The organism is Mesorhizobium sp. M0491, assembly GCF_040321265.1.
Lineage (GTDB): Bacteria > Pseudomonadota > Alphaproteobacteria > Rhizobiales > Rhizobiaceae > Mesorhizobium.
In genome coordinates, this window is sequence record NZ_JAMYRE010000009.1 from 57546 (window position 1) to 79788 (window position 22243).

The 22243-nt window shown below is 63.1% G+C and carries 19 protein-coding genes; 11 read left to right on the plus strand and 8 right to left on the minus strand.

The window, feature by feature from the left end; genetic code table 11:
• Positions 1–86: 86 nt before the first annotated feature.
• On the minus strand, positions 87–1028 hold the full coding sequence (locus tag NKI69_RS13500; protein WP_352721623.1) for a phosphoribosylaminoimidazolesuccinocarboxamide synthase: 942 nt from the start codon (positions 1026–1028) through the stop codon (positions 87–89).
• 258 nt (positions 1029–1286) lie between these two features.
• On the opposite strand from NKI69_RS13500, the gene NKI69_RS13505 reads away from it, so the two are divergent.
• Genes NKI69_RS13505 through NKI69_RS13515 form a run of 3 tightly spaced genes read left to right on the plus strand, consistent with a single transcriptional unit; the run spans position 1287 to position 5025 of the window.
• A complete protein-coding gene (locus NKI69_RS13505; protein ID WP_352721625.1) occupies positions 1287–2903 on the plus strand; it encodes a GMC family oxidoreductase in 1617 nt (538 codons plus the stop codon).
• Positions 2900–4111 carry a mandelate racemase/muconate lactonizing enzyme family protein gene (locus NKI69_RS13510; protein ID WP_352440392.1) on the plus strand — a complete coding sequence of 404 codons (1212 nt, stop codon included), beginning with the start codon at positions 2900–2902 and terminating at the stop codon, positions 4109–4111. The genes NKI69_RS13505 and NKI69_RS13510 overlap by 4 nt, the downstream gene beginning before the upstream one ends.
• The gene (locus NKI69_RS13515; RefSeq protein WP_352721627.1) at positions 4108–5025 is read left to right on the plus strand and encodes an NAD(P)-dependent oxidoreductase; all 918 of its coding nucleotides are present in this window, start codon (positions 4108–4110) and stop codon (positions 5023–5025) included. The genes NKI69_RS13510 and NKI69_RS13515 overlap by 4 nt, the downstream gene beginning before the upstream one ends.
• Before the next feature lie 79 nt (positions 5026–5104).
• Here NKI69_RS13515 and NKI69_RS13520 read toward each other — a convergent pair whose 3' ends face one another.
• Positions 5105–6043 carry a diacylglycerol/lipid kinase family protein gene (locus tag NKI69_RS13520; protein WP_352630010.1) on the minus strand — a complete coding sequence of 313 codons (939 nt, stop codon included), beginning with the start codon at positions 6041–6043 and terminating at the stop codon, positions 5105–5107.
• Between the two features lie 723 nt (positions 6044–6766).
• Between NKI69_RS13520 and NKI69_RS13525 the strand changes: the two genes are divergently transcribed.
• From NKI69_RS13525 to NKI69_RS13535, 3 genes are all read left to right on the plus strand, one after another.
• Positions 6767–7201, plus strand: coding sequence for a hypothetical protein (locus NKI69_RS13525; RefSeq protein WP_127294990.1), 435 nt, complete (start codon positions 6767–6769; stop codon positions 7199–7201).
• Between the two features lie 6 nt (positions 7202–7207).
• A complete protein-coding gene (locus tag NKI69_RS13530; protein ID WP_352440389.1) occupies positions 7208–8338 on the plus strand; it encodes a hypothetical protein in 1131 nt (376 codons plus the stop codon).
• Positions 8339–8487: 149 nt separating this feature from the next.
• The gene (locus NKI69_RS13535; protein WP_023809774.1) at positions 8488–9009 is read left to right on the plus strand and encodes a hypothetical protein; all 522 of its coding nucleotides are present in this window, start codon (positions 8488–8490) and stop codon (positions 9007–9009) included.
• Positions 9010–9042: 33 nt separating this feature from the next.
• On the opposite strand, the gene NKI69_RS13540 is transcribed toward NKI69_RS13535, so the two are convergent.
• From NKI69_RS13540 to NKI69_RS13555, 4 genes are all read right to left on the minus strand, one after another.
• Positions 9043–9573, minus strand: a complete 531-nt coding sequence (locus NKI69_RS13540; RefSeq protein WP_352721630.1) for a dihydrofolate reductase family protein — start codon at positions 9571–9573, stop codon at positions 9043–9045.
• A gap of 97 nt (positions 9574–9670) precedes the next feature.
• Positions 9671–10303 carry a hypothetical protein gene (locus tag NKI69_RS13545; protein ID WP_352610454.1) on the minus strand — a complete coding sequence of 211 codons (633 nt, stop codon included), beginning with the start codon at positions 10301–10303 and terminating at the stop codon, positions 9671–9673.
• A 17-nt stretch (positions 10304–10320) separates the two neighbouring features.
• Positions 10321–11943: an FAD-binding oxidoreductase gene (locus NKI69_RS13550; protein ID WP_352721633.1), complete on the minus strand. Its 1623-nt coding sequence runs from the start codon at positions 11941–11943 to the stop codon at positions 10321–10323.
• Positions 11944–12176: 233 nt separating this feature from the next.
• Complete coding sequence (locus tag NKI69_RS13555; protein WP_013530037.1) at positions 12177–12419, minus strand: DUF1344 domain-containing protein; 243 nt, start codon at positions 12417–12419, stop codon at positions 12177–12179.
• Between the two features lie 12 nt (positions 12420–12431).
• On the opposite strand from NKI69_RS13555, the gene NKI69_RS13560 reads away from it, so the two are divergent.
• A complete protein-coding gene (locus tag NKI69_RS13560; protein ID WP_352440385.1) occupies positions 12432–13352 on the plus strand; it encodes a YegJ family protein in 921 nt (306 codons plus the stop codon).
• Positions 13353–13365: 13 nt separating this feature from the next.
• On the opposite strand, the gene NKI69_RS13565 is transcribed toward NKI69_RS13560, so the two are convergent.
• Both NKI69_RS13565 and NKI69_RS13570 read right to left on the minus strand, forming a co-directional pair.
• Complete coding sequence (locus tag NKI69_RS13565) at positions 13366–14316, minus strand: hypothetical protein (protein ID WP_352721635.1); 951 nt, start codon at positions 14314–14316, stop codon at positions 13366–13368.
• 84 nt (positions 14317–14400) lie between these two features.
• A complete protein-coding gene (locus NKI69_RS13570) occupies positions 14401–15459 on the minus strand; it encodes a CapA family protein (protein ID WP_023809780.1) in 1059 nt (352 codons plus the stop codon).
• A gap of 106 nt (positions 15460–15565) precedes the next feature.
• Between NKI69_RS13570 and NKI69_RS13575 the strand changes: the two genes are divergently transcribed.
• The 4 genes from NKI69_RS13575 (at position 15566) to uvrB (ending at position 22185) form a co-directional block, all read left to right on the plus strand.
• Positions 15566–16828 carry a hypothetical protein gene (locus NKI69_RS13575; protein WP_023809781.1) on the plus strand — a complete coding sequence of 421 codons (1263 nt, stop codon included), beginning with the start codon at positions 15566–15568 and terminating at the stop codon, positions 16826–16828.
• Positions 16829–16863: 35 nt separating this feature from the next.
• Positions 16864–17118 (plus strand): hypothetical protein, encoded by a 255-nt coding sequence (locus NKI69_RS13580; RefSeq protein ID WP_155930561.1) that lies wholly within the window; start codon positions 16864–16866, stop codon positions 17116–17118.
• A gap of 145 nt (positions 17119–17263) precedes the next feature.
• Positions 17264–18886 carry a DUF2778 domain-containing protein gene (locus NKI69_RS13585; RefSeq protein WP_023809782.1) on the plus strand — a complete coding sequence of 541 codons (1623 nt, stop codon included), beginning with the start codon at positions 17264–17266 and terminating at the stop codon, positions 18884–18886.
• Between the two features lie 128 nt (positions 18887–19014).
• A complete protein-coding gene (uvrB, locus tag NKI69_RS13590) occupies positions 19015–22185 on the plus strand; it encodes an excinuclease ABC subunit UvrB (RefSeq protein ID WP_023809783.1) in 3171 nt (1056 codons plus the stop codon).
• Positions 22186–22243: the final 58 nt, after the last annotated feature.

The window sequence follows — 22243 nt, forward strand, 5'->3', positions numbered from 1 at the left end:
GGCGAAGGCTCCGTTAACCCGAGTTGGTGGGCTCTGGCATGGCGATGGGTGGAAGACGGCAATTCGCATCACCCGGCGAAGGTCGATCAGAAATAGCGCCTGAGGTTCGTGCGAATACGATCGAGCACACTGTCCCCGGAAAGGTCTGGAGAAAATTCCTTGCCGGTGATCGCCTCATAGGCCTGCGCATAGACCCGCGAAGCCTGTTCGACGATCTCGTCGGGTATCTCTGGAATCGGGTCCTTGTAAGGATCGCATCTGGCCGAGACCCAGGAGCGGATGAAATCCTTGTCAAAACTCTCCGGCCGGCTGCCGCTGGCGAGCGCCTGTCCGTAGCTCGATGCGATCCAGTACCGGCTGCTGTCCGGGGTGTGGATTTCATCGGCAAGAATGATGGTCCCGTCCTTGTCGGTGCCGAATTCGTACTTCGTGTCGGCGAGGATCAGGCCGCGTTCCGCGGCGCGCTGCTGGCCGCGGGCGAACAGCCGCAAGGCGTAGTCCGATACGATATCCCACTGCGCCTGCGTGAGAAGACCCTGCTCGAGGATCTCCGCTTTGGACAGCGGTTCGTCATGGCCGCCATGCGCGGCCTTGCTGGTCGGCGTGATGATCGGCTCCGCCAGCTTTTCATTGTCGCGCAGGCCGTCCGGCAGGTGGATGCCATACATGTCGCGGTCACCGCGCTTGTAGCGCGTCAGGATCGAGGTGCTGGTGGTGCCCGCCAGATAGCCGCGCACGACGATCTCGACCGGCAGGATGTCGAGCCTCGTGCCGACGACGACGTTCGGGTCGGGGTATTCGAGAACATGGTTCGGGCAGATGTCGGCGGTTTCCTCGAACCAGTAGCGCGCCGTCTGCGTCAGGATCTCTCCTTTGTACGGGATCGAAGTCAGGATGGTGTCGAAGGCACTGAGGCGGTCGGTGGCGATGATGATGCGCCGGCCATCCGCAAGGTCGTAGTTCTCGCGGACCTTGCCGCTGTAGTGGCCCGGCAGTTCGGGGATGAACGCGTCAGGGAGGGTTCGCATATGATTTCCTGCCTTCCGCAGAGTGGCCAGAGCATGATTCCGAAAAGTTGCAGACTTTCGGAGAAAATCATGCGCCAAAATAATGCCATCGCATAGGCTGTCGAGAAGGTAGATATCAAGCGCGATTGTCGGGCATCCCCGCAAACCCGGCCAGTTCGACGGTCGCTTTTTTCACAACTGATGCCGGATGGCGCGGCGACTTCGGAATGCCGTCGCGTCTAGGCTGCAGCCAATCTTTCGGAGCCTCCCATTTCCATCATGCAGACCTATGATTTCATCATCGTCGGCTCCGGCTCGGCCGGCTCGGTCCTGGCCGAAAAACTCTCGGCCTCGGGGCGCTTCTCGGTGTTAATGCTGGAAGCCGGCGGCAGCGACCGCCGCTTCTACGTGCAGATGCCGCTCGGCTACGGCAAGACCTTCTTCGATCCTGCCGTCAACTGGAACTACAAGGCCGAGCCGGATCCGGGCCTCGCCGGCAATACCGACCACTGGCCGCGCGGCATGCTGCTCGGCGGTTCAAGCTCGATCAACGCCATGGTCTGGATCAGGGGCGCCCGCGAGGATTTCGATGCCTGGGCCGCCGCCGGCAATCCCGGCTGGGGCTATGACGATCTGCTTCCCGCCTTCAAGGCGCTCGAGGACAACCAGGCCGGTGCCGACCGATGGCGCGGCACGGGCGGCCCGCTGCATGTCACCGACTGTTCGGACGCAGTCCATCCGCTGACCAAACGCTATCTCGCCGCCGGCCAGCAGGCCGGCCTGCCGCTCAACCCGGATTTCAACGGCGCCGCCCAGGAAGGCGTCGGCATCTACCAGATCTCGACCCGCAACGGCCGCCGCATGTCGGCGGCGCGCGCTTTCCTGCGCCCGGCGATGAAGCGCGGGAATGTCCGCGTCGAGATGAAGGCGCTGGCGACAAAAATCCTGTTCGAGGGCAAGCGTGCCGTCGGCGTCGAATACCAGCAGAACGGCGGGATGAAGACGGCGCGTGCCGGCCGCGAAATCATCCTGTCGGGCGGTTCGATCAACTCGCCGCAATTGCTGCAACTGTCCGGCGTCGGCCCTTCCGCCCTGCTTGGGAGCCTGGGCATTCCCGTCGTCCATGCCAACGAAAATGTCGGTGCGCATCTGCAGGACCATGTCGGCATCAACTACACCTTCAAGGGCCGGCTGCCGACGCTCAACCAGACGCTGCGTCCCTGGTGGGGCAAGCTGCTGGTCGGTATGCAATACATCCTGACCCGCTCCGGCCCACTGTCGCTGTCGATGAACAATGCCGGTGGCTTCTTCCGCACCGACCCGGCGGCGACGCGGCCAAACATGCAGCTCTATTTCCAGGCCTTCTCGACCGTCATTCCCAAGAGCGGCGAGCGCCCCATCCTGACGCCCGACCCATGGCCGGGCTTTTCCATCGGCCTATCCAACTGCCGCCCGTCGAGCCGTGGAGAGATCATGATCCGCTCGGCCAACCCACGCGACTACCCCAGGATAACGGCCAATGCCTACTCCACCAATGCCGATGTCGAGGAGATGCTGTTAGCGGTGAAATTCGTGCGCAAGATCGCCTCGATGCCCGCCATGGCCGAGATCATCGAGGAAGAGGTGTTGCCCGGCCCGTCGATCACCTCGGACGCCGATCTGGTCCAGGATTTCAGGAAGCGCTCGGGCACCGTCTATCACCCGGTCTCGACCTGCCGCATGGGGCCGGATCCCGCGCGCGCCGTCGTCGACCCCCGCCTCAAGGTGCATGGTCTGGAAGGTTTGCGCGTCATCGATGCCTCGATCTTTCCCGACAACATCACTGGCAACACCAACGCCGCCTCGATCATGACCGGTTGGAAAGGCGCCGAATTGGTTCTGGAGGACCAAGAATGAGGATCACCGACGTCAAGACCTGGGTTGTCGGCAATCCGCCGCCCGGCATCGGCGGCAAGTATTTCATCTTCGTCAAGCTGACCACCGATGGTGGCGTGGTCGGCTATGGCGAGGCCTACAACGCCACCTTCTCGGCCCATGTTACCGCCCGGATGGTCGAGGACATGGCCGAGCGCTATCTCGTCGGCCGCGATCCGCACGACATCGAGAACTTCTTCCGCCGCGCCTATTCCTCCGGCTTCACCCAGCGCCCCGATGTGTCCGGCATGGGCTGCTTCTCGGCGCTGGAAATAGCCTGCTGGGACATTATCGGCAAGGAAGCCGACAAGCCGGTCTACAAACTGCTCGGCGGACAGGTGCACGAGACGCTGCGCTCCTACACCTATCTCTATCCGCACAGCGGCAGCGTCCACTCCGAGGACGCGCACGGCAAGAACGTCTACAACGATCCAGATCTCGCCGCTGCCTGTGCGCTCGAATATGTCGAGCAGGGTTTCAATGCCGTCAAGCTCGACCCGGCCGGCCCCTACACCGCCTTCGACGGCCACCAGCCGCGCCTCGTCGATATCGACCTGTCCACCCGCATGATCAAGGCGATCCGCGAGGCGGTAGGCACCCGCGCCGACATCCTGTTCGGCACGCACGGCCAGTTCACGGCGTCCGGCGCGCTGCGCATGGCGCGCGCCATCGAGCCCTACGATCCCTTGTGGTTCGAGGAGCCGGTGCCGCCTGATATGCCTGAGGTCATGGCCCAAGTGGCCCGCGCGACCTCGATCCCGATCGCCACCGGCGAGCGGCTGACGACCAAATTCGAGTTCGCCCGCGTCATCGAGAACCGCGCCGCGACCATCCTTCAGCCGGACCTCGGCCGCTCCGGCGGCATTCTCGAAACCAAGAAGATCGCCGCCATGGCCGAGGCCTACCACATCCAGATCGCGCCGCATTGCTATTGCGGACCGATCGTCGGTGCCGCCAACATCCAGCTGGCGGTAACGCTGCCCAACTTCCTCATCCTCGAATCGCTGAAGCAGTGGGACGGTTTCCACGCCACGCTGCTGAAGAAGAAGATCGAGTGGCAGGACGGCAAAATCATCCCGTCGAAGGAGCCCGGCCTCGGCGTCGAGCTCAACGAAGCGGTCTGCGACGCACATCCCTATACGGGCAAGGAATTGCATCTGCAGATGATGCAGACGCCGTTGATGCCGTGAGCGAAAGCTACGCCTTCATCGGTCTTGGCCATCTCGGCGGCAACCTTGCCGCCAGCCTGATCCGCAACGGCTTTGCCGTCACCGTCTTCGACCGTGATCCCACCGCCGTCGAGCGCCTGGTGGCGCTCGGGGCCACAGCGGCAAGCAGCCCCGCCGAGGCCGCCGCACGGGCCGGCAACGCCATCTCCTGCCTGCCCTCTCCGAAGGTCAGCGAAGCCGTGCTGGCGGGCGCCGATGGTCTGCTGGAGGGCCTGCCCACAGGCGGCACCTGGATCGAGATGTCGACCAACGGCCGCGACGAGATTCTCCGCCTCGCGGCCCTCGCCTCGGCCAAAGGCATCGAGACGCTGGAATGCCCGGTCACCGGCGGCGTGCATCTGGCGGCGGCCGGAAAGATCACCGCGCTGGTCGGCGGCGATCCAGCGCTCTATGCGCGCCATCGCCCGGCAATCGAAGCGATGTGCGCGAAATCGTTCTTGATGGGGCCGGTCGGCTCGGCGGCGGTGATCAAGGTGATCACCAACATGCTCGCCTTCGTTCACCTCGTCGCCGCCGGCGAGGCGCTGATGCTGGCCAAGCGAGGCGGGCTCGACCTCGCCCAAGCTTATCACGCCATCGTCGCCTCCTCCGGCAACAGCTTCGTCCACGATACCGAAAGCCAGCTCATTCTCAACGGCTCCTACGATATCGGCTTCACCATGGATCTGGCGCTGAAGGACCTCAGCTTCGCGCTCGCCATGGGCGAACAGTCAGGCGTGCCGCTTGAGCTGGCGTCGCGCGTCAACGCGATTTTTCAGCAAGGCAAGGCCGCCTATGGCGGCGGCGCCTGGTCGACCCAGATCGTCAAACTGTTGGAAGATGCCGTCGGCACCGACCTGCGCGCACCTGGTTTCCCGGCCAAGCTCGAACTCTAACGCCGGCTGGATATTAAGCGATTTCAGCGAGTTGGCTGGATCGGCGGATTCATCTGAATCAATCCGTCAACGGCTTGATTCAGTATCTGAGCGTCAACGCACCCGGCAGGATCTCGAAGGTCGCGGGTATGCGTCCCGGCGACTCGCCGTCTATGTCGACCAGCGCGCCGTTCTTCTCGACATCGCCGAGCGGTTCGACCACCACTTTCCTGCCGCGCAAGATGGTGATCGCTGGATGGTTGCGGTGCCGGCCGCCATAGAGCAGCCGGATGTCCCAGATCAGCTTCAGCTTGCCGGCGGCGCGCAGGATGACGATGTCGAACTGCCCGTCGGTCAGTTCCGCATCCGGCGCGATCATCATGCCGCCGCCGAAGAATTTTCCGTTGGCGACCGCCACCAGCGCCATGCGCGCTTCGACGGGCGCGCCGTCGTCGACCGTGATCCTGACGTCCTGGAAGCGGTAGCGGATGAACTCGACCACGGTGCGCCACAGGAAAAGCGCCTTGGCCGACATCCTGCCCTTGCGCTTGTCGGCATTGACGGCGCGGTCAGTGGCGCCGGAAAGCCCCAGGCTGGCGATGTTGATGAAATGCCGGCTGGCCAGCGCGCCATGATCATCGATGTAGCAGATGCGCCCGGCATCGACCTTGCGACCCTTGGCTTCGGCCAACCGCTTCAGCACGGCATCCACCTCTTTCGGCAGGCCGAGCCCGCGCGCGAAGTCAATGCCGGTGCCGCACGGCAAGAGGCCGAGCTCGGTGGTCCGGCCGCTTTCCTGGAACGCCTGCAGCAGTCCATCGGCCACTTCGCTGGCGGTGCCGTCGCCACCGGCCGCGATCACCAGGTCGAAGCCAATCATCGCGAGATCGATTGCCAGCCTTTCGGCGTCACCTTCCGCCTGCGTTTCGCGCAGCTCGAATTCGCCGAAGTGCTTTTTCAGCGACGCGGCGACCTCAGGCCAGTGCCGTTTCAGCCGGCCCCCACCGGCAATCGGGTTGAGAACCACTCCGACTTTCAAGCAACCCTCCCGCAAGGACATCGAGCCGCTCGGCACCTCGAATCCTTTGCCGGCATTGAAGCCCGCACCGGCCGGCAGGGCAAGGGCCGAATGTCCACCGCTGCCGCCCATCATGGCGGATCGGAAAATCGCATTCCCTGGTTGATCCCCGATAATCCCGCTATCCACAGGCCTCAGGCCATTCCCCAGGCCCCTTACCCGGCGTAGGTTAAACCCATCTCAGGCGGCTACCGATCATCCAGCCGAAAGGCGAAGTGAAAGGCGGATTTCCTGAGGCCCGGACGGCCCGAAGCGAGAGCAGGCTTGCCTGTTTCGAGGGACGGAGCCGAGACCTACGGGGCCGCGGAAAGCGTGCCAACGCCGACGGCGGACCGATGCTGCCATGAAGGACGGCAAAAACCTTCGATGGTGCGCAGGGCAAAGCCCGCAAGGGTGGAAACCAGCGTGGTCCCGAACGGACGCTGCTCTCGGGCGGCGGACTGGCAGGACCGTCAAAATCAAGGCCGGCAAGGCGCGACGACTTTACGGAAGTTGCTGCCGCGACCGTGTCCTGATCTGACAGGGAGGCGCTGGGAGAAATCCCGGCGCCGACTGTCTTTTTGCCCCTCGATATCCTTCGCCGGCGATCTCGCGGGCGCCGCTTCACCGCGCGCTAAAATCGGTTAGTATCGCTGCGTCGTCAGAGTCTGTTTGCAAAGCGGACTCGTAGAGGGGGGATACTTCATGACGCTGATCCAGAAGCTTGCCGTCGCCTATGCTTTCCTGTTTTTCGGCGTCGTCGCCATTGGCTACATACCCGCGTTCAATGACGCTGGCGGCAATCTGTTCGGTCTGTTTTCGCTGCAATGGTATGACGACCTGCTGCACGCCTTCTCCGGCGTCTGGGCGCTGGCCGCCGCCTTCATCTCGCACCGCCAGGCGGTGTTCTATTTCAAGTTGTTCGGTTCGGTCTACCTGTTCGACGGCGTGCTCGGTCTGGTCACCGGTTCCGGCTGCCTCGATGCCGGCATCTTCATCAACGGCTTCCGCTCCCTCAACGATATCGAATTCCCGGCCCGCTTCTTCGCCAACCTGCCGCACCTGGTCATCGGTGGCTTCGCCGTCTATGTCGGTTTCCGGCTGGCCAGGCGCATACACGAACACTTCGCCACGGCCTGATCTGGCATGTTCCTGTTCCGCTGGCTGAAGCGCATCATCAAGACGATCCTGTGGGTGATCGTCCTCGTCATCCTCATCCCGATCGCCGGGCTGAGCTACGGCTTTCTGACGACGTCGTCGCTCGACAAGACGCCGCTGCCCGGAATTGCCGATGGCGCGCCGCCCAAGGCGCTGGCCGACAAGGTCCGCGCCGAGATCCCCTTCTACCAGCGGCCGGAGGAATCGACCTTCCTCACCTATCCGGAATGGGCGATCGTCTACGCCGCGCGCGAATATGCCGGCTTCGTCGACAAGGACCAGCCGAGCGGCTTTCCCTACTGGTCCTATGTCGGCCGCTTCTGGCAGGACTACGCCATGGTCATCCGCGCCAGTTCTGCCTACAAGTTCAACTACGCCAACCACCAGATGCTGGTCATCATCGGCACCAGCCACTCGATCGAGCATATATTGCAGTGGGCCTATGAGAACACGGTCGGCCGCATCACCGAGGCGACGACGGCCAAGCGCACCGCCGCCGACATCTATCAGGCCAAGCTGGCGGCGGACTATGCAGGGTTTCTCGACCAGGTGCCCTGGTATCAGTTCCCCTATGCCGAGAAGCGCGCCGGCCTGTTTGCCGTGCAGCCGGCGCCGGGAGACAGCTCGATCCGGACCAGCGAACGCAAGCTGGCGTTCGGCCTCGCCGACACCATCAAGCAGGGCTATGCCGACCTGATCACCAAGGCGCTCGCCGCGACGATGGACCCTGCCTTGCTCGACGTCCATGTCTGGGCCAAGGGACCCGTCGGCGAAGCCACCCGCAACGAGCCCGACACCTTGCTCGAACGCGACATGGGCGCTGACGGCACCATCTTCGTCACCAGGCGCTATCAGGTCTTCACCGAAATGATCCCGCGCCTGATCGACAAGGGCGTCTCCTTCGTCGAGATCGGCGGCAATGACGAGATCATGGTCACGGTGCTCTCCACCGATACGATCGCCATCCCTGAAGGCATGCGCATCCTGTTCAGCTATCCGCTCCCGGCCGATCAATCCACGCGCCGCACCGGGCTGACCGTCGCCGTGCGCAAGCTGCATCTCGTGCTGCCGGCGCTGATCAAGGCTGGCGCCAGGCTTGAACACGTCTACGACTACTGAGGCCTTTCGGCCACGCCCGGCCAGGATTATGCATTTCCTGGGCTCCGCCACGCCCATTCCACAATCGCGGCCAAATCCCGCCTTGTTCGCGCCCGAAGGAATGGGAAGAAATGGATGGGTTGCCGGGGGCATCTCGAAGGGACAAGACCGTGATCAAGACCGCCCTTGTCGCTATGACCATTGTCGGCTGCGACTGCGACGCCAAGCTTTGCGAATATATCGGCGAGACGCCGGCCAAGTGGTCGACCGTCGCCGAGTGCGAAGCGGCGATGAAGAGCCAGATGCTGCACGAGCGCAATTTCAACTATCCGCTCGTCTCCGGCATTTGCCGCACGAAGGGTTCGTCGTCCTCCTCGCAACTGGCCGCGACCGCGTCGCGCCCGGAGCTGAAGCCGGCCAGCCGCGTTGTCAGAACCGAAAGCCCGCTACCGCCTGAATTGAGCCACCGGCCGAGCGTCTCGGTCGGTTCGCCGACGACGGCCATGGAAGCCGACGCCGCCCGGCCCGTCGCCTATGAACAGGTGGTCGATGGCGGAACCGGCGTGCTCTATCGCACCAAGAACGGCTACGCCGTGGTCAAGACCGATCTCGGCCGCGCCGCCTCGGCGACCGCCGATGCCGCGAAACGCTCCGTGAACTGGCTGGCCGGCTTAGTGCCAAAGGGGCTGTAGTCCTGCTAGCGTCTCGGTTTGACGACCGCTTAATCAGGCAGGCACATAGGTCAACCTGATTACGTCATCGCCGATCAAATCGCTGGCCACAAAGCGAAGCGGCGGCCGGGGGCCGGCGAAGAATGGCTTGCCATGACCGAGCACGAACGGGTGGAGGTAGAGTTGATATTCATCGATAAGACCAAGGTCGGTCAGGCTTCGTGCCAGGTTTGGTCCGGAAACTGAAATCTCCCCGACGAGCTCAGCCTTAAGCCCACCTATCACCGCCTCGACGTCGTCCCCGACAAGTGTGGCGTTGGGGCCAAGCGACTTCAGAGAGCGCGACACAACCCACTTCGGTTGGCTCCGCCACGCCGCCGCGAATTCGTGCGCCTCCGCGCTCCATTCAGGACTGTCTTCGTCCCAATAACGCATGACCTCGTACATGCCGCGACCGTAAACACTGCCGCTCAAATTGCGCACTTGCTCTATCCAGTGACGAAAGATTGTCGGGCCTGACGGCATTTTCTGGTGGTCGACATAGCCTTCGAGGGACTGGTTCATTCTGAAAATGAGCTTCGCCATGCTGCAGGATCTCCAACATCCGGATCGTCAGAATAACTTGAGCCGCCGTTATGCAAAAGTATGGATTCCCCCCCGAAACCCAAACTGAGAGACGAGCCTAGTCCCGCTGCAGCTTGACTTTCAGGCTCTGCCAGAACTTGTCGATAAGCGGCTTTTCGGTCGCTGCATCCTCGCCGGCAACGCGGGTGATGAACAGCAGCCCCCGATCGGCCAGGCCGAAGCCGACGATCTCGAAATCGGCGGTGTCGGTGCGTGTCTTCACCTCGGCGCGAATCCCGGTCAATTCCTTGCCGTCGGCGAGTTTGCGCGTCGTCGGCTCCTGCGTCAGCTTGGCGCCGGCCTGCACCGATTCCTTGGTCATCTCCTGCAGCATCAGCTGGTTGAGCGACACCGGGTTCATCGTGCCATATTCCTGCACGACGACGATCGTGCCGAGAGCCGACGCCATCAGATACTGCGTGATATCATCGCCGAGATCGGTCTTGGTCACCGAAATGCTGCTGGGGTGAACGAAGGAGAAAACGCTGCCGGAAAAGGTGGCGAAGTCGTTGCGCTCGAGCGTCACCTTGCTGTGCTTACCGCCGGGTAGCGTCACATCAGTGCTCTCGCCGGGATCGATATCGATCGTTACCCCGTCGATGGTCAGCTTGAAGGCTTTGAGATCCTCGCCCCCGGCCGGTCCAGCGCACAGCGCGATGAGGGTGAATGCCGCCGCCGATACCATGCGCATGGCTGTTCTCCTGCTTCTTATGCCACCCCGCTCAGCGCCTTGATGGCACGGTAGAAGGTCGAGGAAAACAGTTCCGTAGGGTCATACTGCCGCTTCGCCGCCAGGAAGGCCGGCAGTTCGGGATAGGAGGCCAGCAATTCCCTGGCCGTATAATGCAGCTGGTAAGGCAGGAAGAAGCGCCCGCCATGCTTGATCGTCACGTCGATCAGCGCCCGCGTCAGCGCGCGCATCCTGGCATTGCCGTCGGCATCGGTCGGCTGGTTGATGTAGAGCACTAGCGAATAGGCTGGCTCCGGCGCGTAGGTCAGCGCCACATCCTCCTTGTGGACGATGCGCACCGAAGCATTGAGCACCGGCAGCGTCTGGTTGCGCAGGATCTCGCGCGCTTCCGCGATGAATTCGACATAGGCGGCACGTGGAATAAAATATTCGTGCAGGATGTCGGTCTCTTCTATTTGATCGTTGAAGAGATAGGGCACCGAATCATGCATCGGGTTGTTGCGGGTGACGAGACAGGCCTCGCCCTCGGCCATGGCCGAAGTACGCGCCACCGTGCAGCTTTCGAATTTCGGCTCCAGCGTCTTTTCGGTGAACCACTTCAACTCCTGGAACAGGCTGCCCCATTTCGCCAGGTTGATGATCACCCGCTTCAACCCGACTGAACCCGGCTCGCCGATCTCAGGCTGATCCGCCGGCGGCTGCTCCGCCACCTTGTCGTAACGGTAGACGATCATATCCTCGAGGAAATTGCCGGGCGCCGTCGACAGATGGCCGTAGAACAGGCCGATATTCTTGTTCGGCTCCAGCACCTCGGCGAAGAATTTCGGAAAATCGTCCGATCTGATGATTTCGCGCGAGGTCCAGTAGACGGCGTTTTCGACGATATCGAGCGTCGCCTCCAGCACCACGCCGAACAGGCCATAGCCGCCGACGACGTGGCGGAACAGATCGGTGTTCTCGGTGGGCGAGCAGGTCGTCACCGAGCCGTCGGCCAGCATCACTCGCATCGAGCGGATCGAGCCCGCCACCGACCCTGCCTGGTGGTCCATACCGTGCGCATTGACCGACAGCGAGCCGCCGACCGAGAAGATGTCGGTCGACTGCATCGCCTTCACCGCAAAGCGCGGATGCAGAAGGTTCTGGATGTCGTGCCAGCGCGCGCCCGGCTGCAAGGTCATGGTCTTCGCCGCCGCATCCACGGTCACATTGTTGAACTTTCTGAGGTCGAGTACCAGCGCGTTGTCGTCGAAGGCATGCCCGCCCATCGAATGGCGGATGGCGGCCAGTGAGACTTTCAGGCCATTGGCACGCGCGAAGGCCAGCGCATTGGCGATGTGCTCGTCCTCGCTGACCTCGACGACGCCGTAGACCGGCGTCATCGACAGGCCGCTGGCATCGTTGATGTCGCCGCCTTTTGCCGACCAGGGCAGCGACGCATCGAAGGCCGGCGCATTGTCCAGCGGCTTCAAAGGCAACGCGAAGCCGTCGATATCGGCTATCCGTCCGGCGTTCTTCGGCCCCGAAGGCGCGCGCGCCAGCCGCGCCACGGTGTTGCCGCCCCACAGCACCGCGCCACCTAGGACAGCCGCACCCAGCAGCAATCGCCGCGACAGGCGAAACCCTTTTTGTTCGTCGGCCATGAATATCCCCCGTTGGCCAAGGGATAGCGCGGCTTTTTGGCAAAAACCATAGCGATGCCGCCGGACAGCGTTCCGCCGGCCGGCCCTGGGGTCCAGCCGGAAGACCTCATCCAGGTCGCCCGGCATCGAGGGGCGAGGCATGAAAATGGCCGATCCCCGGAGGGACCGGCCATGAGTGGAACAGGGTTTGAAAAATCCGGTCAGCAGGTCTGCCGACGCACGATGCTCTCGCGTTACGAGGCCTTCTTGATCGACGTCACGATGCCGGTCTTGTCATCGACAGTCACCGCCACCTTGGCGCCGACCTTCAATTTCCCGATCGTCGCTTCCGGTGACAGCTGGTAGATCTTGCCGTCGTCGAGGGTGATCGACTTGGTCGTCGGGTCGACGGCCTGGATCGTGCCCTGAACGGTCGCGGCATAGGCCGTGCCGAGGAAGGCGAGCAGAGCGGCGGTGGTTGCGAGGGTCTTCTTCATGGGGTGCACTCCGTGCTGTTTCACTTTTCCGGGCCGCCTTGGGAAACGACAGCACCGGACGGCCTTAAACTGGAACGGAAGCGCTCGCTCCGCAAATCACGTTGGGTGAATTTTTGCAAACAATATCATAGGCTTAATTCCGACACATTGTCTGCGACCGAGATCATTTCAGGCCGCTTCGGCTCCCCCAATGAGCGGACTTCTGTCCGCGAAAAGAGTCGTTTAGCCGGATTGTGGCGGGCGGTTTCGATCACGGCGCGGCCGCCGCAATCCGTCTCAAGCGGCATCACGAAACAGACTGCCGACCGGTCATCGATACACATTTTGTTTCATGGATCAGCTCAACTCGCCGCTCCGAAGTGGATGAAACTCGCGCTCCGGTTGCAAATCGGGAACGGATGCAGGATGGTGCGCCGTTACGATGAAAGGGGGCCTTCCATGAAACTTGCAGTCCGGACCGCGATGTCCCTGATGCTGGCGCTTGCGCCGGGGTCCGCCTGTGCGCAAGGCGCGGATCCGGGCGATGACAAGACGATTATGTTTACCGAGGACGATCCCGAGATGGCGGCAGCGACAGCGCAGGCGCTCGCCAGCCTGGATGAATTCCTGGCACTGTCCGAGGCTCCTTCCTCCGACACCGACAGGTTCAAATTGAAGGTCAAGGTGCGCGACGGCAACGTCAGCGAGCACTTCTGGGTCATCCCGTTCCGCCGCACTGAAACAGGCTTTGTCGGCATATTGGCGAACCAGCCGGAGCAAGTGCGTAATGTGGTCCTCGGGCAGAATATAGAATTCACCCGAAACGATATTTCCGACTGGGGCTATATGCGCGCCGGCCATCAGGTCGGCAGCTTCACCGTCTGCGTTATGTTCAACAAAATGTCGAAAGAGGAGGCGGACACCATGCGCGACCAATACGGCTTTGACTGCTGACAGCGAGGCCCAACTAATCGATCTCGTCCTTCGCGCCGATCTTGCGCACAAGTGCCGCCGTCGCCAGCATCGCGCCCATTTCCGATATCATCGGCGCGACATGCGTGGTGTAATCGAGCGGCACCGAAATATCCGGCAGCTCGAAGAAGTTCTTCGTCTGCGGCAGCAGCAGGAACCCATCGCTGCCATTGAGCGCGACACGGGCCGGATCGTCCGGCCAGGTTTCGCCAAGCCATTTCAGCGCCTGCGCCAGCCGGCCGCTCACCAGTGGCTGTGCCGCCCCGAGATTGTCGGTGCGGAACTCGTACGCGGCGTCGAGCGCCACGTCGCCACTGGACAGCTCCTGCAGCTTGCTGGCGAATATGCCGCGAAAGAAACTGATGACCGCGTTGGTCCGGCGCGTCGCCACCAATATGCCGGGGAACGGCGCGATGGTCTCGAAGGCGACGATGACGCCCTGAAAGGCCGTCGACGAGCCCTTGCCCGACCCTTCCCGCAGATGCGCCTCGTAGAGCTCGAACGGAAACCCTTCGTAGCGGCCCGCGACGATGTCGTCGAACGCCTGCCGGTTGAACGGACCAACCGCCGTGCGCGGCAACCGGTCGAATGAATTCGGCGTCACGCCATGCTGGTAGCGCATGTCGGCGATGAAGCCGAAGATGATCGGCAACAGCGTCTCGCGGAACGATTGCTGCAGCCGCGTCGCCGGTTTCCTGGCCTGGAAATAGAGCAGGATCGAAGCCGCGAAGCCGATGACATACAGGAACACATGCGGCGTCGAGACCCATTGCTCGTTGGGGTCGGCGACCTTGTTGAACAGCCAGGCGACCAGCACCACGGCCACCAGCACCAGGCCGACGAACACCGGCACCCGCCAGCGCACCTGCCTGACCGCCGACGCCCTCGCCGCTTCATAGGCCGCGATGTCTTTCCGGATGCCGGCGATGACCGTTTCGCTCGGCATGAAATCCGCTGTTTCCACCGCTATCCCCCGCAATCCTGCCTCTGCGGGAGCATGATAGTCGGTTTTGCAGGCGCCGCCAGACGTTTAAGCGGGTACGCCTTGATCGGTTGGTGGAGAAGGGAAGATCGCTTTCAGTCGCCCCTCGACCTTGTCACGCACTCGGCCCTCCAAAGCCTCCACCAACACCAGCCGCTCATGGTCGCCGGCGCGCAGGCGCATGAAGGGATGCAGCCGGTAAGACGCGATCGTCCCGCGCGTACCGGCATCGGCACTGACATCGACAGTGAGGATAGAACCGATGCGACCCGGCCATGGCTGGCGGGCGAAGGCGGTGCCGAGGAAATCGCCAAGTCCATAAGCGACCACCGTCTTGTCGATCCTTTCCACCGGCTGCACGACATGGGCGTGATGGCCGGCGATCAGTCCGACGCCCTGCCCGGCCAGCCGCCTGGCCAGCGCCCGCGTCTCGGCACGCGGAAAATGCCGGAACTCCCAGTCCCAATGCGGCACGGCGCAGAGAAGATCCAAGCCAGCGCGCGGCCAGCCCGTCGGATCGCTGTCCATCGAAACGCGCCCCGCAAACAGTTTTTCATCGGCGTTGCGCCACAGCGTGAATGCGGCGAAGCCGATATCAAGCGGTCCGACCTGGACAGGCACCACCGGGCCATTGGCGGCCAGGCCGACCGTGCGGATGCCGAGCCGCTGCAACGCCGCCACCGTCTCGTCGAAACCGGCGACGCCCTGATCCAGCACATGGTTGTTGGCCAGCGACAGCACGAGCCTTTCTCGCGCAATACCAACCGCCGCCAGCGCCTCGGCCAGAAACAACTCGCTCATCGCATGATGCGTGCCGAGCCTTGTGCCCAGCGCCGCGCTTGGTCTGTCCACCACGGGGCTTTCGCAATTGCCGATCACCAGATCGGCAGCGCCGAGCAGCGCCTTGATCGCCGGATCGCAATCCGGCGCGCTGCGGTTGGCCACCGCCGAGATGTCCCCGACAAAGGCAAGCCGCATTGTCTGCCTCGGCGGCGGATCCATAAGCGTCCCAGCCATCAGCGCAAAGTCTTGCACATCGCCGGCCAGAGACGGCTTCAAGAAACGCGGCAGCCAGGACAGTTTGTAGGAAAACGGATAATTCGACACGCGATGCCCAATTGTTTGCCCTGTGTAGACCGTCCGGCGGGCGGGTTGAAGCGCAGCGCTGCAAATGGTGTATATCTGCGCTGCGCGACAAATATTGGGGGAAAAGATGACACGACTGGCAGGCCTGCTGACCGCTTTCATTTTGCTCCTGCCGCTGTCTTCCGCGTCGGCGGCAATGCCCGAAGCGGCTACCCGACTGTTCGAGGCGAAGAGCGTGGCCGCGCGCGACGCTGCCCTGTCGATGCTGGAGGCCGCCGCGCCAAACGACCCGGCATCCGCCTATGCGGCCGGGGCGGGCGAGTTCTTCACCGCATTGGAGATCCTGGCCACCGGCCTGCACCGCCATGGTTTCGAAAGCCCGCAGTCCTTCATGCTGCCACTGATGCGGTTGCCGGTGCCCGACAATCCCAATCCCGAGCCGCTGACTTACGAGCAGTTCCGCGCCATCCTGGTCGGCTTCCGCGACCGGCTGGAAAAATCCGCGGCGACGTTTGCGTCGGTGCCGGCGAACGCCGATATCGGCATGGCGATCGATCTCACCCGTGCGGGCATAGACCTCAACGAGGACGGCACCATCGCTCCGGACGAGAGCATGGCGGCGATCATCGCCGCGTTGTCCCGTGGCGGCATTACATCGGACGACGCCGTCCCCACGCTCACCTTCCGTTTCGACCGCGCCGACGGGTACTGGCTGCAGGGCTATGCCGAGTTCCTGATGGCCCAGGCCGATTTCTGGCTGGCGCATGATTTCAGGAGCACCTTCGACGGCTCGTTCCACATGCTGTTCCCGCGCGCCAAGCTGCCGTTGCAGGATATTCTGGTGCCGCCGGCCGGCGACATGGGCTCGAGCATCTTCTCGTCGGAATGGCGCATCGCCGATTTCATCTCGATGGTGCATCTCATCAACTGGCCGGTGGTCGAACCGGAGCGCCGGCAAGCGGCGCGCCGCCACCTGCTGGAAATGATCCGGCTGTCGCGCGAGGACTGGAAGGCGATCCGCGCCGAGACCGACAATGACCGCGAATGGCTGCCTGGACCGCAGCAGAAGGGCGAGAACCCGCTCACCGGCCTCGAAGTCGGCGAGGAGCAGGTTCAGGCCTGGCTCGCCGCCCTGACCATGGCCGAAGATCTCCTGGAGGGCCGCAAGTTGCTGCCGCATTTCCGCGTCACCGCCGGCACGGGCCTTGGCATCAACATGAAGCGCTTCTTCGATGACCCGAAAAACTTCGATCTGGTGCTGTCGATCACCGGCCCGGCCATCGCGCCCTACCTCGAAAGCGGCGAGCTCGTCACCAGCAGCGATTTCGACCAGATCCAGCGCCAGTTCGGCGGCGGCGGGTTTCTGACCTTTGCGCTCTGGTTCAACTGAGGGCGGGATGTTGAGGCTCTTCCGCAGGGGAAATCTTGGCAAGACCGGCAACATTTTTACTGGAAACAGGCGCCTTTCCCAAGCGATGTCTGCTGGCAGTCACCTCACTGCAGATGCCGCGCGAAGGCGCTTCGCAAAAATTAGCAGCGGCTGTTTTGCTTGACTCGGCCGCCAAAAACAGGCAGCAAAACCAGGTCGGAAGGGCGACAACACCACTTTCCTGGCCGTGGACGAAGGCTGATTTGGCCAAAATCCACATCTCGTCGTTGGTTTTGAGAGGAATTGATTAACCAACTTTGTCCATATTTTGAAGCAATTGGCAACCAACTACAGACGCGGCAAACGCGTCGGGGACCACCTGGGATCACTCACAGAATGGTCGTCGCGGCTCTCAAGGCCACGTACGGGGAAACCGATTGAAGCGAGATTGGTTGCATGGCGTTGTTGAGTACACATAAAAAAAACCGGGGACAGCGTGAGGGCGGCGAGTTCGTCGATGCTCCGCGTTCCTCTTCCTTCAACGCTGGCCGGGTGGCCCGCTGGGTCGCACTGCCCTGCGTCAGCACTGCCATCGGCCTTTGGCTGATCGGCACCATGGCCGGCCTCAGTTCCGTCGGCGCCTCGCTGTCGGCGACTTCGGTTGGCCTGCCCCAGACGCTGTCCATGCCGGGATCGCTCGCATTTACCGATCCGCTGAAACAGCACTTCTTGAAAGCACCCTTCGTGCTGGCCAATGCCAATGGCGGCACTCAGGCCCTGCATGATCATTCGGTGCAGTGCGGTGCCAGCTGTTTCAAGCTGGCCAGGGTAAGCTCACGGGCGGAAAAGTCCGAACGCCTTGTAGCGCAGGCAAAGCCGATGCCAGCCGCCGTGAAGTCGAAGGCGCAGGAGCGCTTCGAACGCATGGAAGCGTCGCTTTCGCCGATGAAGCTGGCCGCTGCCTTTGCCGACGCCGGAAAGCCTGCCGCCACTGCCAACACGCGCCCGGTGATCTCCACCGTCGCACCGCGAATTGCCGAGGCGTCGCTGGTGCCGTCCGTCCAGGTCACGGCCAGCCTGTCCGATAACATGCCAGTTCCGGCGGCCGAACGTTTCGCCCGGCTGGATACCGGCTCGGTGGTCGTGCAGACCGCACCGCAGCCGATGGGCTTTGCCCAATCTGATACGCCAGACAATTCGCAGTTGGCACTTGCCCTCGTGCAGTCGCTGCCGGTCGACGCCGGGGCGTTTGCCTCACCGCTGCCGATCGAGGAATCGTCAGCCGATGTCGCGGTTTCCCCCGTCGAAACCCAGCAGGATCAACCCGGTGATGCCGCCTCGCTGCCGGACGCGCTGACCAACGACGTGCCGTTGCCGACCCGCCGCCCGCAATTCGACCCGCCGCAGCCCAAAATCGTCCAGCAGCAGCCTAAGCCCGTTCAGCAGCCCAAATCTGTTCAGCAGCTCAAGCCCGCCCAGCAATCGAAGCCGGCACGCGAGACGGTCCAGCAGGCCCAGCCGGCGAAACCGACGCGGCAAGGCCGGCCAGCCGATGGCGGCGATGTGCTGGCCTATGCTAAGCCCGACACGCCTTCGGGCGGCCTTGGCAAGGCGTTCAGAAATCTGTTCAACTCGCCGGGATCCAGAAGCGGAGCCGGAAATGGCGTCGCCGTCTACGATATCAGCGCCGGCACCGTCTACATGCCTGACGGCTCAAGGCTCGAGGCTCATTCTGGCATCGGCGCCATGACGGACCAGCCGCGTTATGCCGACCAGAAGAACCGCGGACCGACACCGCCCAACACCTACAATCTGTCGCTGCGCGAGACGCGCTTCCACGGAGTGGAGGCCTTGCGCCTGACACCGGCCGATGGCCGCAACAAATACAATCGCGACGGCTTTCTGGCCCATACCTACCTGCTTCGAGGCCGCTACGGCCAGTCGAGCGGTTGCGTCGCCTTCAAGGACTATGCGCGCTTCCTCGCCGCCTACAAGAAGGGCAAGATCAAACGCCTTGTCGTGGTGCCGCGCCTGAACGGGTCGGCGACGCAGGTCGCATCAGCCGCCAGGGGCGTGTAGCGACAAGAGGCTTTCGGCCGCACCTTCCCGCCTGCTCCTGACAGCCTGCTGTCAGGAGCAGCGCTGTTCGGCACGCCTCTCCCCACCGCGCTCTTTCCATTTTGGCCAGGAAATCCCATATTCGGGACATGGCCAAATCCCCCGATAAGAAAACGCCGCCGACGGCGAACGACGACCGCGCCGCGCCGAAGCGGCGCAGCCCGCTGACCGATTTCCTCGACGCCTCCGAGCCGCTGCACAAAGGCGGTTTCGCCGAGATGCCGCAGCCGGAGCTCTCTGGCACGCCGCTGACCGGTTCGATCGCGGATTGGGCCGAGCAGATCGAGCAGGAAGCCGAAAACGAAGGACGTCTTGTCGGCAAGGGCGACGGCGGCAAATCGCCGAAGCCGTCGAAGAAGATACCCGAGCGCTCAAGCTCGCCGGGACGCAGTTCGCGCGGCACCTCGATGGGTGGCGCGGCGTCAGCCAGGGAGCGCACGGCAGCCGGCCTCAACCCGGTCGCCGGTCTCGACATCTCGCTGGAAGACGCCGAGACGATGGCCTCGGGCAGCGTCACCGCTACCGTCGCCGCGCTGTCGGCGCTGATCGAATCCGGCAATCCGCTGCACAAGGACGGCGTGCTGTGGACGCCGCACCGCCCTGCCCGCCCCGAAAAATCCGAAGGCGGCATTGCCATCAAGATGGTTTCGGATTTCGAGCCGGCCGGCGATCAGCCGACCGCGATCAAGGATCTGGTCGAAGGCGTCGACAACAACGACCGGACCCAAGTGCTGCTCGGCGTCACCGGCTCCGGAAAAACCTTCACCATGGCCAAGGTGATCGAGGAGACGCAGCGCCCTGCCTTGATCCTGGCGCCGAACAAGACGCTGGCGGCGCAGCTCTATTCCGAGTTCAAGAAATTCTTCCCGGAAAACGCCGTCGAGTATTTCGTCTCCTACTACGACTACTACCAGCCGGAAGCCTACGTCCCGCGCACCGACACCTTCATCGAGAAGGAATCCTCGATCAACGAGCAGATCGACCGCATGCGCCATTCGGCGACGCGTTCGCTGCTCGAGCGTGACGACGTCATCATCGTCGCCTCGGTGTCCTGCATCTACGGTATCGGCTCGGTCGAGACCTATACGGCGATGACCTTCCAGATGCAGATCGGCGATCGGCTCGACCAGCGCGCGCTGCTCGCCGATCTCGTCGCCCAGCAGTACAAACGGCAGGACATCAATTTCGTTCGCGGCTCGTTCCGCGTGCGCGGCGACACGATCGAGATCTTCCCGGCCCACTTGGAGGATCGCGCCTGGCGCATTTCAATGTTCGGCGACGAGATCGAGCAGATCACCGAATTCGACCCGCTGACCGGCCAGAAGACCGGCGAGCTGAAAAGCGTCAAGATCTACGCCAATTCGCACTATGTGACGCCGCGCCCGACGCTGAACCAGGCGATCAAGTCGATCAAGGAAGAGCTCAAGCACCGGCTGGTCGAACTCGAGCGCGCAGGCCGCCTGCTCGAGGCGCAGCGGCTGGAACAGCGCTGCCGCTTCGACCTCGAGATGCTGGAAGCCACCGGTTCCTGCGCCGGCATCGAGAACTATTCGCGCTATCTCACCGGCCGCCAGCCGGGTGATCCGCCGCCGACGCTGTTCGAGTACATTCCCGACAACGCGCTGGTCTTCATCGATGAAAGCCATGTCACCGTGCCGCAGATCGGCGGCATGTATCGCGGCGACTTTCGCCGCAAGGCGACACTGGCCGAATACGGCTTCCGTCTGCCGTCCTGCATGGACAACCGGCCGCTGCGCTTCGAGGAATGGGATGCCATGCGTCCGCTTTCGGTCGCCGTCTCGGCGACCCCTGGCGGCTGGGAAATGGAGCAGGCCGGCGGCGTCTTCGCCGAACAGGTCATCCGCCCGACCGGCCTGATCGATCCGCCGGTCGAGGTTCGCCCGGCCAAGACCCAGGTCGACGATGTCGTTGGCGAAATCCGCGACACCACCAAGGCCGGCTACCGCACGCTGGTCACGGTGCTGACCAAGCGCATGGCCGAGGATTTGACCGAATATCTGCATGAGCAAGGCATCCGCGTCCGCTACATGCACTCCGACATCGACACGCTGGAGCGCATCGAGATCCTGCGCGATCTGCGCCTCGGCGCCTTCGACGTGCTGGTCGGCATCAACCTGCTGCGCGAAGGCCTCGACATTCCCGAATGCGGCTTCGTCGCCATTCTCGACGCCGACAAGGAAGGGTTTCTGCGCTCGGAAACCTCGCTGATCCAGACCATCGGCCGCGCCGCCAGAAACGTCGACGGCAAGGTCATCCTGTATGCCGACCAAGTCACCGGCTCGATGGAGCGGGCGATGGCCGAGACCAACCGCCGCCGCGAAAAGCAGGTGGAATGGAACGAGGCCAACGGCATCACCCCGGAATCGGTCAAGTCGCGCATCTCCGACATTCTGGATTCGGTCTACGAGAAGGACCACGTCCGCGCCGACATTTCGCAGTTCACCGACAATGCCGGCGCCATGATGGGCAACAACCTCAAGGCCCATCTCGACGCGATGGAAAAGCAGATGCGCGATGCCGCGGCCAATCTCGACTTCGAGAAGGCGGCTCGTATCCGCGACGAGATCAAGCGTCTGCGAGAGATGGAACTGTCCATCTCCGAAGACCCACTGGCCAAATACGCCGATATGGAAAGTCCTGCCTCAGGTCGCGAAAAGGGCAAGCACAACAAGGGCGTGGCCAAACATCGGACAGCAGAGGAACAGGAGCGTTTCCGCAAGTTCGACGAAGCCCGTGCCGCCGAAGAGGCGGCCAAGGCTGCGCGGCCCAACCTCTTCCGCAAGCCTGATCTCGACGAGATGGGCGCCGATGGCGCCGTACCAGTGAAAAAACCGCTGTTTTCGAAACCCTCGATCGACGACATGGGTCCGGGCACCGACATGCCGACGCCGGCCGGCGCGGTGTCGCGCTCGTTGTTCAAGAAACAGTCGGCCGAAGAGGCGCATGGCTCCGATTTCGGCATTCCCGGCGAGCCGGTCAAGCCGCTGTTCAAGAAGAACTCGCTTGATGAGATGACCGTGCGGCGCACGGAAAAGCCGGTCGAGGGAAAAGTGCCGGCAAAGCCACAGCCGATCTCCCCCCAAGTGGGGGAGATGTCCGGCAGGACAGAGGGGGGCACAAAGGAACGCGACGGCAAACCAATCGTTCGCCAGCGCGCCGGCATCGGCTCGTATGAAGACGCGGGAGATGCCCGCCGCGAAAAGCGTCGGCCGGGAAAGACAGGTAGGCCGGGGCGGTAGGAAGCTGCAGCATCGAGCCTGCGATCGGTTGCGGATTTCAGATGCCGCCGCTTAGAAT

Excerpts from the sequence above, each read along its gene's own strand:
- NKI69_RS13500 (WP_352721623.1), bottom strand. The coding sequence starts at position 1,028 with ATGCGAACCCTCCCTGACGCGTTCATCCCCGAACTGCCGGGCCACTAC.
- NKI69_RS13505 (WP_352721625.1), top strand. The coding sequence starts at position 1,287 with ATGCAGACCTATGATTTCATCATCGTCGGCTCCGGCTCGGCCGGCTCG.
- NKI69_RS13510 (WP_352440392.1), top strand. The coding sequence starts at position 2,900 with ATGAGGATCACCGACGTCAAGACCTGGGTTGTCGGCAATCCGCCGCCC.
- NKI69_RS13525 (WP_127294990.1), top strand. The coding sequence starts at position 6,767 with ATGACGCTGATCCAGAAGCTTGCCGTCGCCTATGCTTTCCTGTTTTTC.
- NKI69_RS13530 (WP_352440389.1), top strand. The coding sequence starts at position 7,208 with ATGTTCCTGTTCCGCTGGCTGAAGCGCATCATCAAGACGATCCTGTGG.
- NKI69_RS13540 (WP_352721630.1), bottom strand. The coding sequence starts at position 9,573 with ATGGCGAAGCTCATTTTCAGAATGAACCAGTCCCTCGAAGGCTATGTC.
- NKI69_RS13545 (WP_352610454.1), bottom strand. The coding sequence starts at position 10,303 with ATGCGCATGGTATCGGCGGCGGCATTCACCCTCATCGCGCTGTGCGCT.
- NKI69_RS13550 (WP_352721633.1), bottom strand. The coding sequence starts at position 11,943 with ATGGCCGACGAACAAAAAGGGTTTCGCCTGTCGCGGCGATTGCTGCTG.
- NKI69_RS13555 (WP_013530037.1), bottom strand. The coding sequence starts at position 12,419 with ATGAAGAAGACCCTCGCAACCACCGCCGCTCTGCTCGCCTTCCTCGGC.
- NKI69_RS13565 (WP_352721635.1), bottom strand. The coding sequence starts at position 14,316 with ATGCCGAGCGAAACGGTCATCGCCGGCATCCGGAAAGACATCGCGGCC.
- NKI69_RS13575 (WP_023809781.1), top strand. The coding sequence starts at position 15,566 with ATGACACGACTGGCAGGCCTGCTGACCGCTTTCATTTTGCTCCTGCCG.
- NKI69_RS13585 (WP_023809782.1), top strand. The coding sequence starts at position 17,264 with ATGGCGTTGTTGAGTACACATAAAAAAAACCGGGGACAGCGTGAGGGC.
- uvrB (WP_023809783.1), top strand. The coding sequence starts at position 19,015 with ATGGCCAAATCCCCCGATAAGAAAACGCCGCCGACGGCGAACGACGAC.